The sequence below is a fragment of the Brevundimonas sp. genome, assembly GCF_036963785.1.
Taxonomy (GTDB): domain Bacteria; phylum Pseudomonadota; class Alphaproteobacteria; order Caulobacterales; family Caulobacteraceae; genus Brevundimonas.
The window spans coordinates 514020-527460 of the sequence record NZ_JBALUS010000003.1; the positions used below are offsets into that span (position 1 = coordinate 514020).

General features: G+C 67.5%; 13 protein-coding genes. 5 read left to right on the forward strand and 8 right to left on the reverse strand.

Translation table 11 applies throughout. The features are described from left to right. Positions 1–84 precede the first annotated feature (84 nt). The 3 genes from V7672_RS09285 (at position 85) to V7672_RS09295 (ending at position 3268) form a co-directional block, all read left to right on the forward strand. Entirely contained in the window at positions 85–1452 is a 1368-nt protein-coding gene (locus tag V7672_RS09285; RefSeq protein ID WP_335624307.1) for a S41 family peptidase, read from the forward strand. A 126-nt stretch (positions 1453–1578) separates the two neighbouring features. Further along, positions 1579–2778, forward strand: coding sequence for a divergent polysaccharide deacetylase family protein (locus V7672_RS09290; RefSeq protein WP_335624308.1), 1200 nt, complete (start codon positions 1579–1581; stop codon positions 2776–2778). A 7-nt stretch (positions 2779–2785) separates the two neighbouring features. Further along, positions 2786–3268: an RNA pyrophosphohydrolase gene (locus tag V7672_RS09295; RefSeq protein WP_335624309.1), complete on the forward strand. Its 483-nt coding sequence runs from the start codon at positions 2786–2788 to the stop codon at positions 3266–3268. On the opposite strand, the gene V7672_RS09300 is transcribed toward V7672_RS09295, so the two are convergent. The 7 genes from V7672_RS09300 to V7672_RS09330 are packed head-to-tail and all read right to left on the reverse strand — an operon-like array spanning position 3265 to position 9462. Next, a complete protein-coding gene (locus V7672_RS09300; RefSeq protein WP_335624310.1) occupies positions 3265–4218 on the reverse strand; it encodes a metallophosphoesterase in 954 nt (317 codons plus the stop codon). The genes V7672_RS09295 and V7672_RS09300 overlap by 4 nt on opposite strands. Positions 4219–4221: 3 nt before the next feature. Beyond that, entirely contained in the window at positions 4222–4491 is a 270-nt protein-coding gene (locus V7672_RS09305; RefSeq protein WP_335624311.1) for an ATP synthase F1 subunit epsilon, read from the reverse strand. 2 nt (positions 4492–4493) lie between these two features. Continuing rightward, positions 4494–6059 carry a F0F1 ATP synthase subunit beta gene (atpD, locus tag V7672_RS09310; RefSeq protein ID WP_335624312.1) on the reverse strand — a complete coding sequence of 522 codons (1566 nt, stop codon included), beginning with the start codon at positions 6057–6059 and terminating at the stop codon, positions 4494–4496. Positions 6060–6096: 37 nt separating this feature from the next. Continuing rightward, complete coding sequence (locus tag V7672_RS09315) at positions 6097–6975, reverse strand: F0F1 ATP synthase subunit gamma (protein ID WP_335624313.1); 879 nt, start codon at positions 6973–6975, stop codon at positions 6097–6099. A 4-nt stretch (positions 6976–6979) separates the two neighbouring features. Further along, complete coding sequence (locus V7672_RS09320) at positions 6980–7303, reverse strand: hypothetical protein (RefSeq protein ID WP_335624314.1); 324 nt, start codon at positions 7301–7303, stop codon at positions 6980–6982. Between the two features lie 5 nt (positions 7304–7308). Continuing rightward, complete coding sequence (atpA, locus tag V7672_RS09325) at positions 7309–8844, reverse strand: F0F1 ATP synthase subunit alpha (protein WP_335624315.1); 1536 nt, start codon at positions 8842–8844, stop codon at positions 7309–7311. A 60-nt stretch (positions 8845–8904) separates the two neighbouring features. Further along, positions 8905–9462, reverse strand: coding sequence for a F0F1 ATP synthase subunit delta (locus V7672_RS09330; protein ID WP_335624316.1), 558 nt, complete (start codon positions 9460–9462; stop codon positions 8905–8907). Between the two features lie 254 nt (positions 9463–9716). Here V7672_RS09330 and V7672_RS09335 point away from each other — a divergent pair, with 254 nt between their 5' ends. After that, positions 9717–10550 (forward strand): TerC family protein, encoded by an 834-nt coding sequence (locus V7672_RS09335; RefSeq protein ID WP_335624317.1) that lies wholly within the window; start codon positions 9717–9719, stop codon positions 10548–10550. A 14-nt stretch (positions 10551–10564) separates the two neighbouring features. Here the strand turns inward: V7672_RS09335 and V7672_RS09340 are convergent, their stop codons facing one another. Further along, positions 10565–12733 carry a primosomal protein N' gene (locus tag V7672_RS09340; protein WP_335624318.1) on the reverse strand — a complete coding sequence of 723 codons (2169 nt, stop codon included), beginning with the start codon at positions 12731–12733 and terminating at the stop codon, positions 10565–10567. Between the two features lie 30 nt (positions 12734–12763). Here V7672_RS09340 and fsa point away from each other — a divergent pair, with 30 nt between their 5' ends. Further along, complete coding sequence (gene fsa, locus V7672_RS09345) at positions 12764–13417, forward strand: fructose-6-phosphate aldolase (protein WP_335624319.1); 654 nt, start codon at positions 12764–12766, stop codon at positions 13415–13417. Positions 13418–13441: the final 24 nt, after the last annotated feature.

Here is a 13441-nt window from a genome sequence, read left to right on the forward strand (position 1 = left end):
GCCTTCCACTATTTGATAGGGCAGATGACGGATGCGGGCTTGCCCCCTCAAGGGCCGGGCCCGGCCACAAGGAAAGACAAACGTATGCGTAGACTGTTGCTCGTCGGATGTGCGGCCCTGGCGCTCGGGGCGGGGGCTGCGGCCATGGCCCAGCAGAACGTCCGCAACAACGAGACCTTCCGCATGCTGGAGCTGTTCGGCGATGTGCTCGCCGTGGTGAAGCAGGCCTATGTGGTGCCGGTCGATGACCGCAAGCTGATCGAGGCATCCCTCAGCGGCATGATGACCGCGCTCGACCCCCATTCCAGCTACCTGGCTCCGGCGGGCTTCGGCGAGCTGCGCGAGCGGACCGAGGGGCAGTATTCAGGCGTCGGCCTGACCATTTCGGCCGAAGGCGGCTTTGTGAAGGTCATCTCGCCCATGGACGGCGGTCCTGCGGCCCGCGCCGGGGTCCAGGCCGGCGACGTCATCTCGGCCATCGAAGGCGCCACTGCGGCGGGCCTGTCGGTCTCCGAGGTCTCTGAAAAGCTGCGCGGCGCGGCCGGCACCGATGTGCGGGTCACCTTCCTGCGAGACGGCTCTGATCCCCTCGAGGTCACCCTGACGCGCGAGATCATCAAGATCGAATCGGTCACCGGCCGGGTCGAGGGCGACTTCGGCTATGTCCGCATCTCGACCTTCAACGAGAATACCGGCCGCGAGCTGAACGAGGTCATGGCCCGGCTGCAGTCCGAGAACCCCGGCATCAAGGGCTATGTCGTCGACCTGCGCAACAATGGGGGGGGGCTGCTGTCGGCGGCGATCGCCGTGTCGGATGCCTTTCTCGAGCGCGGCGAGATCGTCAGCCAGCGGGGCCGCAAGCCCGATCAGATCGAGCGCTATTCGGCCCGGCCCGGCGACCTGGCCAATGGCCTGCCGATCGTCGTGCTGGTCAACTATGGTTCGGCCTCGGCCTCGGAAATCGTCGCCGGCGCGCTGCAGGATCACGAGCGGGCGACCGTCGTCGGCCTGACCAGCTTCGGCAAGGGCTCGGTCCAGACCGTCATTCCGCTGCGCGGGGGCGAGGACGGGGCCCTGTCGATCACCACGGCCCGCTACTACACGCCGTCCGGAGCCTCGATCCAGAAGATCGGCATCGAGCCGGATCTCGAGGTCTCGCGCTCCTTCGCCGAGGCCGGCATCGTCGCGCGGTCGAACTTCATCTATTCCGAAGCCGCCTACTCCACGGCGCTGGACGCCTCGATCGGGGCCGAGCGCAAGGGTCCCCACGTGCCGTTCGAGGCGCCGGGCGAGGACTATCCCGAGGACACCGACTATCAGCTGGAGCGCGCGTTCGACGTGCTGCGCGCCGGTGGCGACCTGACCGAACTGGCCGCGGCTCCCGAAGGTATCGTCGTCACGCCGCCGGGCACCGAGCCGGCCGAAATGGCGGCCACGAGCGATCCCGAATAGGGCGCATTCCCGCCCCGGTCGTCATGGTGAATGCGGCGTTAGGCTTTCTTAACCGGCGCCGGGCATTCTGCGTCCAAATGGCCTGAACCGCATGGGCGGCCGGGCCGTGACGCCGTCCGGGTCTGCATGTCCGAGTCCAGTTTCGCCAAACGCCAGTCGCGTCTCGCCGCCAAGGCCGGGTCTCCGCCGCGCCGCGTCGACCTGAGCGCTGTCCGCAAACAGGTCGTGGCCTTCTTCCGCAAGCCGCCGGTCGCCGTGGCCTCGGCCGGTCTGCTGGTGTTGCTCAGCGCCGGTCTGTTCATCGCTGTGCTGGGCGATCCACGCGCCGGCCTGCCGTCGGCCCGCGTGGATCTGAAGCGCGAGGTTGTGGCCGAGCGCGTCCCGACCGGCATGGAGGCCTTCTCCATGGGGGCCGAGGATGCCTGGCTGACCCTCGGCGCCGATCCGGAGGCCGTGGGCGCCGAGGCCATCATCACCCTGCCCGACGGCGCCAGTGTCTCGGGCTCGGGCGAGGGGATCACCGCCCCGCGCATCGCTGCCTCCACCCCCCTGCCGCGCGCGCCGATCGACGGCCTGAGTCGCCCGGGTCCGGCGGGTCCCCTGCCGATCATCGCCAGCGACGGTCGCACGCCCGCCGAGGCCTATGCCCGGCCGTTCCGCCCGAATGGCAAGCCGCGCGTGGCCCTGATCGTCGGCGGACTGGGCCTGAATGCCACCACCACCCGGGCCGCCATCGAACGCCTGCCCCCTGAAATCACCCTCAGCTTCGTGCCCTATGCTGACGACCTGCAGGCCTGGATCGATCTGGCCCGGGCCCATGGGCATGAGGTGATGATCGAGATCCCGATGGAGCCGACCGGCTATCCCGACAATGACCCTGGTCCCTACACCCTGCTGGCCGACGGCGGGGCCGAGGATGTCGGCGGCAAGCTTCCCTGGCTGCTGGGCCGGGCGACCGGCTATTTCGGCGTGACCAACTATCTGGGCGACCGCTTCATGACCTCTGACGCCGCCTTCGGCGCCATGCTGGGCACCCTGCGCACCCATGGCCTGGCCTTCATCGACGACGGTCAGGCGCGCCGCCGCCCCGGCGCCTGGTCGCGCGCCACGGCCGACCGGGTGATCGACGAGACCCAGACCCCCGTCGCCATCATGGGCCAGCTGAACGCGATCGAGGCCATGGCCAAACAGCGCGGCGACGCGCTCGGCACCGGCTTCAGCTATCCGGTGACGGTCGAGGCCGTGGCCCGCTGGGCCGCCGGACTGGACGCGCGCGGCCTGCAACTGGCACCCGCCAGTGCCATGACCCGTCGGCCAGGGCGGTAGGTCGCTCATGAGCGCAGGCGACCTCTCCCTCTATCGGCCCAATGTCGGTGTCGTCCTGTTCAACGAGGAGGGCCGCGTCTGGCTGGGCCGCCGCATCGGGACGCCCGATCCCTGGAACTGGCAGTTCCCGCAAGGGGGGGTCGACAAGGGCGAGGATCTGGAAGCCGCCGCCCGCCGCGAACTGTTCGAGGAAACCGGCGTGCGCTCTGTCGAGCTGCTGGGCCAGACCGACGACTGGCTGACCTACGACTTCCCGCCCGAAATCCTGAAGGGTCCCCTCAAGCGCCGGGGCAACATCGGCCAGAAGCAGATGTGGTTCGCCTACAGGTTCACCGGACGGGATGAAGAAGTCGACCTGACGGCCCACGGTGAGCAGGAATTCGACGTCTGGCGCTGGGCCGACCTGTCCGAAGCGCCCGGCCTGATCGTGCCCTTCAAGCGCGGGGTCTATGATCGCGTCTGCGCCGCGTTCGCCCGGTTCGCGGTTTAGGGCTTTGCGCGTAGCGTCAGGATAACGATCTCGGGCGGCGCACGAAACCGCACGGGCAGGATCGAGACGCCCACGCCTCCGGTGACGAACAACTGGCGGCCGCCCTCGTTGTAGAGGCCGCACGGCCAGCGTTCTGACAGGCGCGAGGCATGGATCAGCCGCCCGACGACCGGAAACACCACCTGACCACAATGGGTATGCCCCGCCAGTGTCAGGGCGACCCTGTCGGGCACCTCGGCGAACGGGTCCGGCCAGTGGGTCATCATCAGGACCGGGGCGTCGTCGGTCACCTGCCGCAGGGTATCGCCGATGAGGGGCGGCTGGTCGGAGGCGTGCATGTCGGCAAGCCCCGTGACCCAGAAAGCTCCATCGGGCCGGTCGATCCGTCTCGCCCGATTGTCCATGACCGGAATGCCGGCCTGCTGCAGCGCAGCGGCTACCGTCGCGTCATCGAACCAGGAGTCGTGATTGCCCAGCACCGCCCAGGTGCCGTGCGTGCTGTCCAGCCCTGAGAAGGCGGCCACGCCGGCGAGGATCTTCGCATTCTCTGTCGACGAGCGTTCGCCCTGCGCCAGATGGCCTCCGGCATAGTCCCCCAGCAGCAGGACGATGTCGGGGCGCTCGTCGTTCATGCGGGCAACCAGCCGCTCTACGCGGGCCACGTCCGTATGCGGGGCCGCGACATGGGTGTCCGAGATGATGCCGATCCGCAGCGGCGCCCCTGTCCATTCGGCGCTTTCCACGGTGACGTGCCGCACGGTCAGGGTCGCGGGCTCGACCAGAAAGGCCCAGACGCCCAAGGCCCAGAACAGCAGGCTGATCGTCGCCAGCCCCCAGCCCATACGAAAACGGCGGCTCACGAAGAGCCGCCGGATCGCGATAAAACAGATCAGCGGACCGAAGATCGCTCCGCACCAGGCCAGGACCATGATCAGGTCCGGACCGGTCATGCCCTAGCCAACCGCCACTTCCGCAGCGCGTTCGGCCAGGATGGTCAGGCCGGCGGGGGTGACGTCGGCAAACCCGCCCTCGACCTGGAACTGGCGCCGGCTGCTGCCGTCCATGACGGTGATCACGCCTTCGCGCAGGGCCGTCATGAAGGGGGCGTGATCGGCCAGCACGCCGAAGTCACCTTCGACGCCGGGCGCATCCACCTGATCCACGAGGCCCGAAAAGACCTCGCGTTCCGGCGAGACGAGGGAGAAGGACAGTTTGCCAGCCATGATTACGCGGCGTCCGCGGCCAGCTTCTGGGCCTTCTCGACGGCTTCCTCGATGGTGCCGACCATGTAGAAGGCGGCTTCGGGCAGGTGATCGTATTCACCGGCGACGATGCCCTTGAAGCTGCGGATGGTGTCTTCCAGCGCGACGAACTTGCCCGGCGCGTTGGTGAACTGCTCGGCCACGAAGAAGGGCTGCGACAGGAAGCGCTGGATCTTGCGGGCGCGCGAAACGACCAGCTTGTCCTCTTCCGACAGCTCGTCCATGCCGAGGATGGCGATGATGTCCTTCAGGCCCTTGTACTGCTGCAGGACTTCCTGAACCGAGCGGGCGACCTGGTAGTGTTCGTCGCCGATCACCAGCGGGTCCATGATCCGGCTGGTGGAGTCCAGCGGGTCCACGGCCGGATAGATGCCCTTTTCGGCGATGGAGCGGTTCAGAACCGTCGTCGCGTCGAGGTGGGCAAAGGTGGTGGCCGGGGCCGGGTCGGTCAGGTCGTCGGCAGGCACGTAGATGGCCTGGACCGAGGTGATCGAGCCCTTCTTGGTCGAGGTGATGCGCTCCTGCAGATTGCCCATCTCGGTGGCCAGCGTCGGCTGATAGCCCACGGCCGAGGGGATGCGGCCCAGCAGGGCGGACACTTCCGAACCGGCCTGCGTGAAGCGGAAGATGTTGTCGACGAACAGCAGCACGTCCTTGCCTTCCTCGTCGCGGAAGTACTCGGCCTGGGCCAGGCCGGTCAGGGCGACGCGGGCGCGGGCGCCGGGAGGCTCGTTCATCTGGCCGTAGACGAGGGCGCACTTGGAGCCTTCGGTCGACCCACCGTTCTTGGCCGGGTCGACGTTCACGTTCGACTCGATCATCTCGTGATACAGGTCGTTGCCTTCGCGGGTGCGCTCACCCACGCCGGCCAGAACCGAATAGCCGCCGTAGGCCTTGGCGATGTTGTTGATCAGTTCCTGCATGGTCACGGTCTTGCCGACGCCGGCGCCGCCGAACAGGCCGATCTTGCCGCCCTTGGTGTAGGGGCACATCAGGTCGATGACCTTGATGCCCGTGACCAGGATTTCCGAGCTGGTCGACTGATCCTCGAAGCTGGGGGCCTCGCGGTGGATCGGGCGATACATGGTGGTCTTGATCGGGCCCTGTTCGTCGATCGGCGCACCGACCACGTTCATGATCCGGCCGAGCGTGCCCGGTCCGACCGGCGCCTGGATGGAGCCGCCGGTGTCGCTGACGGCCTGGCCGCGGGTCAGACCCTCGGTGGTGTCCATCGAGATGGTGCGGACCATGTTCTCACCCAGGTGCTGGGCGACTTCGAGAACCAGGGTGAAGGGCTCGCCCGTCTTCTGGTCGACGTTCTGGGTTTCCAGCGCGTTCAGGATGGCCGGCAGCTGGCCTTCGAACTCCACGTCGACCACGGCGCCGATGACCTGGGCGATCTTGCCCGTGCCGGTTCCGGCAACGATCTTCGGCGCAGCCGTGGTGGCAGCGGCGCGCGGGGCGGCCGGCTTTTTGGCGGCGGGGGCCTTCTTGGCGGCGGGCTTCTTGGGGGCGGTGGTGTCGGTCATGGGTCGGTCCGTATCGGAAAGGGCGTTCAGGGGCAGATCAGAGGGCTTCCGCGCCCGCGATGATCTCGATCAGTTCGGTGGTGATCTGGGCCTGGCGTTTGCGGTTGTACTGCAGGGTCAGGCTGTTGATCAGGTCACCGGCGTTGCGGGTGGCGTTGTCCATGGCGCCCATCTGGGCCCCGAAGAAGCTGGCCTGGTTCTCGTACAGGGCGGCCAGGATCTGGGTGGTGATGTTGCGCGGCAGAAGCGTCTCGAGGATTTCCTCCTCCGAGGGCTCATACTCATAGACGGCGCCGTTCAGATTGACGGGCGGCGCGTCCTCGGCAACCTCGGCCGGGATCAGCTTCTTCGGCGTCGGCACCTGCGAGATGACCGACTGGAAGCGGCTGTAGAACAGGGTCACGACGTCGGCGCGGCCGGCCTCGAACTCTTCGGCGACCAGGTCGGCGATCGGCTCGGCAACCGGCAGGCCAATCACCTTGTGACCCCCCATTTCGAAGGTGTGCACCAGCTTGTCGCCATACAGGCGGGCCAGACCGTCACGCGACTTCTTGCCGACGGCGATGATGCGCACATCCTTGCCGCCCTTGATCAGGGTGTTGATCCGCTCGCGCGCGGCGCGGATGACGTTGGTGTTGAACCCCCCCGCCAGACCCTTGTCGCCGGTGGCGACGATGATCAGGTGCTTTTGCTCCGAGCCGGTGCCGGCCAGCAGCTTGGGCGCGTCGTCACCCGACACCCCGGCCGCCAGATTGGCGATCACCGAGGCCATCTTCTGCGCATAGGGACGGGCGCTTTCGGCCTGGTCCTGGGCACGCTTCAGCTTGGCCGCCGCGACCATGTTCAGGGCTTTCGTGATCTTCTGCGTGGACTTCACGCTTCCGATCCGATTGCGCATTTCCTTGAGGCTGGCCATGGACCTAGGTTCCTTCGACTGGCGAAGCGGCGCAGAGCTTGATGGCAGCGTCCACGGCAAGCGCAACTCTGATGCGGCGCAGGTTCTCGTCGTGTTGTTCTCTGGCCGGTCCGGCAGGCGGGCGAGGCCCGACCGTCATCAACGGCACATTCGGATGTTCCTGCACGGCCCGATCAACGACGCATGCACGATCTGCATCCTCCGGAAGACCGCGCTCATCGACAAAGGTCTCGATCTGAGCGCGCAGGCTGGCGTCCTGGCTCGCGGCCACGGGGACCGCGAAACCGATAACAGCACAGAGCGTCAGAAGAAGAACGGAAATCTTCATGGCGATCAGGCGAAGGTCTTGGCGAAGGATTCGATGGCGTCCTTCAGTTCGGCTTCCAGTTCCGGCGACAGGGCCTTCTTGGTGCGGATGGCGTCGAGGATGCCGGCATGCTTGGAGTGCATGCGCGCCAGCAGTTCGCGTTCGAAGCGACCCACGTCCGAAACGGCGATGGCATCCAGATAGCCGCGCGTCCCGGCGTAGATGGAGACGACCTGCTCCTCGACCGCCAGCGGCGAATACTGCGGCTGCTTCAGCAGCTCGGTCAGACGGGCGCCGCGGGCCAGCAGCTTCTGGGTCGAGGCGTCCAGGTCCGAACCGAACTTGGCGAAGGCGGCCATTTCCCGGTACTGGGCCAGCTCGCCCTTGATGGAACCGGCCACCTGCTTCATCGCCTTGATCTGGGCCGAAGAGCCCACGCGCGACACCGAGATGCCGACGTTCACGGCCGGGCGGATGCCCTGGTAGAACAGGTCCGATTCCAGGAAGATCTGGCCGTCGGTGATCGAGATCACGTTCGTCGGGATATAGGCCGACACGTCGTTGGCCTGGGTTTCGATGATCGGCAGGGCGGTCATGGAGCCCGAGCCATAGTCGCTGTTCAGCTTGGCCGAACGCTCCAGCAGGCGGCTGTGCAGATAGAAGACGTCCCCCGGATAGGCTTCGCGGCCCGGCGGACGGCGCAGCAGCAGCGACATCTGGCGATAGGCGACGGCCTGCTTCGACAGGTCGTCATAGACGATCAGGGCGTGCATGCCGTTGTCGCGGAAGAACTCGCCCATGGCCGTGCCCGAGAACGGGGCCAGGAACTGCAGCGGGGCCGGCTCCGAGGCCGTGGCGGCGACGACGATGGTGTAGTCCAGGGCGCCGCGCTCCTCGAGCGTCTTGACGATCTGGGCGACGGTCGAGCGCTTCTGGCCGATGGCGACGTAGATGCAGTAAAGCTTCTCGCCTTCCGACGTCGCATTCGCGTTGACGTTCTTCTGGTTCAGGATGGTGTCGACGGCCACGGCGCTCTTGCCGACCTGACGGTCACCGATGATCAGCTCGCGCTGGCCACGACCGACCGGGATCAGGGTGTCGATGGCCTTCAGGCCGGTCTGCATCGGCTCGTGCACCGACTTGCGCGGGATGATGCCCGGCGCCTTCACGTCGACGCGGCGACGCTCGGTGAACTGGATCGGGCCCTTGCCGTCGATCGGCTCGCCCAGCGGGTTGACGACGCGGCCCAGCAGGCCCTTGCCGACCGGCACATCCACGATCTCGCCCAGACGGCGGACTTCGTCGCCCTCGGCGATTTCATTGTCCTGACCGAAGATAACGGCGCCGACGTTGTCGACTTCCAGGTTCAGGGCCATGCCCTTCACGCCGGCCTTGGGGAATTCGATCATCTCGCCGGCCTGGACATTGTCCAGACCGTGGATGCGCGCGATGCCGTCGCCGACCGACAGCACCTGGCCGACGTCCGAGACATCGGCTTCCACGCCGAAAGCGGCGATCTGCGACTTGAGGATGGCCGAAATCTCGGCGGCGCGGATGTCCATGTGGGGCTCTTCTTGGCTTAACGTTCAGTCTGTGGGGCGGAGCGGAAGCGGCTTGTCAGCCTATCCGGCCCGTTTGAGGGCGAATTTCATCTGGTCGAGCTTGGTCTTCAGCGAGGCGTCGTACAGGCGCGAGCCGACCTTGACCTTCAGGCCGCCCAGCAGGGCCGGATCGACGCGGGCTTCCAGCTCGGGATCCTTGCCCAACGCCTTGCGCAGCGAGGCCTTGATGGCGTTCATCTGCGCCGCATCCAGCGGCGCGGCGGACACAACCTCGGCCGAGACCAGTCCGGTGCGGATGGCGTACAGTTTGTCGAAGCCGGCGATCACGGCGGTCAGGTCGCCCGACCGGCCGTTCTGGGCCAGCAGCCCCAGGAATTTGCGCGTCAGGCTGTTGAAGCCCGCCTTGTCGGCGATGGCGGTCAGGCCCTTGACCTGATCCTCATTGCTGATCACCGGCGAGGTGGCCAGCCGGCGCAGGTCCGCGCTCTCGCCCCAAGCCTTGCGCAGCGACTTCAGATCGGCGCGAACGGCGTCCAGCGCCCCGCCTTCATCGGCGAGGTCGAAAAGGGCCTGCGCGTAACGTGCGCCGACAGTCGTAGTCCTGAAATCGTCAGCCACTCGTCAAGGTCCGCGATCAAAAAGCGTTTGGGTCGCAACCGGCGGTGACGGATCACCCCGATCAAAGGCTTGAAATGCTTGAAAAAAGCACAACGGGTCCCTGTCTTGCGACAGAGGTCCCGGTTCAGCCGGGCGCCTGATAGCACGGGGTCTTCCCCCCCGCAACCGAGGCGGTGCGCCACAGGCGGGCGGCTTGTCGCAGGCCCGGGAGTCTCTATAGATCGGCGAAACCCTCCTCTCCGGACCGAGACCTCATGTTCGACAGCATCACGCCCCTTCTTTCCGATCCCGCGGCCTGGGCGGCCCTCGTCACCCTGATCGTCATGGAAGTGGTGCTGGGGATCGACAATCTGATCTTCATCTCGATCCTGTCGAACAAGCTGCCCGAGCATCAGCGGTCGCGCGTGCGGCGAATCGGTATCTCGCTGGCCCTGGTCATGCGCCTCGCCCTGCTGTCGATGATCGCGTGGATCGTGGGCCTGACCGCGCCGGTCTTCACCGTCATGGGCAATGAGTTCTCCTGGAAGGACATCATCCTGATCGCCGGGGGCCTGTTCCTGGTCTGGAAGGCCACCAAGGAAATCCACCACACGGTCGATCCCACACCGTCGCATGACGTGCTGGACAAGAAGGATGTGGTCATCTCGAACGCCGGGGCCGCCATCTTCCAGATCATCCTGCTGGACCTGGTCTTCTCGGTCGATTCGATCCTGACGGCGGTCGGCATGACCGAGCACCTGCCGATCATGGTCGTGGCCGTCCTGGTCGCCATCACCGTCATGCTGCTGGCCGCAGACCCGCTGGCCAACTTCATCAACAAGAACCCGACCGTGGTCATGCTGGCCCTCGGCTTCCTGCTGATGATCGGCATGGTGCTGATCGCCGAGGGCTTCGGCGCCCATGTGCCCAAGGGCTATATCTACGCCGCCATGGCCTTCTCCGCCGGGGTCGAGCTGCTCAACATGTGGAGCCGCAAGGCCTCAACCAAGCGCGAGAGCGCCCAGCAACTCCGGGCCCAGGCTGATCAGGCCGAGGCCCGCGCCCGGGCCGCAGAGGCTGAGGCCGACGCCGCCGAGGGCCGGGCCTGAACCGTCAGTGACCCCTACAGGAAGCTGTAGGGGTCCACGTCGACCGACAGCCGCACCGATGACGGCAGCTTGACCCGCGCCAGCCACGCCCGGAGGAAGGCCTGGATGTCGACATCCCGGTCGGCCCGGACCAGCAGCCGCTTGCGCCGACGGCCCCGCACCATCGCCAGAGGCGCATCGGCCGGGCCATAGACTTCCAGCCGCTCGGCATTGGGGATGGCCCCGGCCAGCAGCTGGGCGGCTTTTTCGACGGCGTCTGCCTTGTCGCCCGACAGGATCAGCGCCGCCAGCCGTCCGAACGGCGGCAGGGCGGCCATCCGGCGCTCTTCGGATTCGGTGGCGAGGAAGCTGTCGCGGTCGCCGGCAGCCAGCGCCTGCAGCACCGGATGCTCGGGCGTCCAGGTCTGCAGCAGGGCTCGACCCGGCCGCTCGGCCCGACCCGCCCGACCCGTGGCTTGCATGAGCAGCTGGAAGGTGCGCTCGGCCGCCCGCAGGTCGCCGCCCCTCAGCCCCAGATCGGCGTCGACCACCCCGACCAGGGTCAGGTTGGGGAAGTTGTGGCCCTTGGCCGCCCCCTGGGTCGCCACCAGAATGTCGATCTCGCCGCGCTCCATCGACTCGACCAGGTCACGGGCCGAACGCCCGTCCGGCGTCGTGTCCGACGAGAAGATCGCTGTGCGCGCCTCGGGGAACAGGCTGCGGACCTCCTCCTCGACCCGTTCGACCCCGGGGCCGACCGGCACCAGACTGTCCTTGGCCCCGCACGACGGGCAGGTGTCGGGCCGGGCCATGGAAAAGCCGGTCAGGTGACAGACCAGCCGCCCGGTGTAGCGATGCTCCACCAGCCATGAATCCGTGTCCGGCGCCGTCATCCGGTGACCGCAGGCCCGGCACAGCACCACAGGGGCATAACCTCGCCGGTTCAGGAACAGCAGGGTCTGCTCGCCGCGCGCCAGCGTCTCGGCCATGGCGGCACGCAGCGGCGGGCTCAGCCAGGTCTGGGGCTCGGGCGGATTGGCGCGCAGGTCCAGCAGGGTGATGTCGGGCAGCACGGCCGTCCCGTGCCGCGCCGTCAGCCTCAGCTCGCGATACCGCCCCTGCCGCGCATTGCCGAGCGTCTCCAGCGAGGGCGTGGCCGAGGCCAGCACCACGGCGGCGCTCTCGAACCGGGCCCGGGCCACGGCCAGATCCCGCCCCTGATAGATCAGGCCGTCTTCCTGTTTGTAGGAGCCGTCGTGTTCCTCATCGACAACGATCAGCCGCAGGTTCGGGAAGGGCAGGAACAGGGCCGAGCGCGCGCCCACCACGATGCGACAGTCGCCCGAGACCACGGCATCCCATATCTGTCGCCGGCGCGGTCCGGTCAGTCCCGAATGCCATTCCGCAGGGGCCGCCCCGAACCGAGCGGTGATGCGGGCGATGACCGCCTGGGTCAGGGCGATCTCGGGCAGCAGGATCAGCGCCTGCGCCTTCGGGTCCCCCTCGATCAGCCGGGCCACCGCCTCCAGATAGGCTTCGGTCTTGCCCGAGCCCGTCACCCCGTCCAGCAGGAAGGCCACGAAGTCCCCCGACAGGGACGCCTCACCGATCTGGCCGGCGGCCTCGGCCTGGTCCGGATTCAGCTCGACCCGGGCATGGTGCGGATCCGGTGCCGCAAACGGATTGCCGGTTTCTGCGACCCGGGTGGTGATCACCCCCTCATCGACCAGTCCCTTGACCACCCCTGCCGACATCCCCGCCGCCCGTCCCAGCTCCGCAGCGCTGGCGACCGCCGGCCCGTCGTCGAGCGCCTGCAGAACGGCTGCCCGCGCCGGGGTCACGCGCACAGGCGCCTTGCCCGCCACCCGGTGCAGGCGCAGGGGCGGCTTCGGCGGCGCGTGGCGCAGGGCCTTCAGCGACAGGGCCGCCATCTCGCCGGGGGGCGACAGGGTCCAGCGTGCCGCCCATTCCAGGAAATCGAGCGTTTCCGGGGGCAGGGCGGGCAGCTCCAGCCGGGCCACAATCTCCTTCAGCCGCCGGTTGGTCGCCGGAATCTCGCGGACCTCGGACACGACGCCCGTCATCTGGCGGGGTCCCAGTGGCACGGTGACAAGGTCGCCCCGTGCCAGCGCCATATCCTCGGGCACGACATAGTCGAACGGTTCGTCGACCGGCAGGGGAATCAGAACGGCGGCGACTTTCACCGGCGCGCCCCGTGGTCTAGAACCCCCGGCATGAAACTGTTTCTCGATACCGCTGACGTCGCCGTCATCAAGGACATGCTGCCCACCGGAATGGTGGACGGCGTGACCACCAATCCGTCCCTGATCGCCAAGTCTGGTCGCAACATCGCTGAGGTCATCGCCGAGATTTGCGCCCTCGTCGAGGGGCCCATTTCGGCCGAGGCCGTCGCGACCGACTTCGAGACCATGGTCAAGGAGGGTGAGAAGCTGGCCGGCATCGCCCCGAACGTCGTGGTCAAACTGCCCCTGACCTGGGATGGCCTCCGCGCCACGCGGGCCTTTTCGGACAAGGGCATCCGCACCAATGTGACCCTGTGCTTCTCGGCCGCCCAGGCCATGCTCGCGGCCAAGGCCGGGGCCAGCTTCATCTCGCCCTTCGTCGGGCGGCTGGAGGACCACGGCGCCGACGGAATCGTCCTGCTGGAGGAAATCCGCGCCATCTACGACATCCACGGTTTCGAGACCGAGGTGCTGGCTGCCTCGTTGCGCAATCCCGGCCATGTCTCGGCTGCGGCGCTGGCCGGCGCCGATGCGGCGACCCTGCCGATCGACACCTTCAAGGCGCTGGTCAAGCACCCGTTAACCGACAAGGGGCTTGATGCCTTCCTGGCCGACTGGGGCAAGACCGGCCAGAGCATTCTGTAAGACGGCGCGCCGGTGACCCGGTCG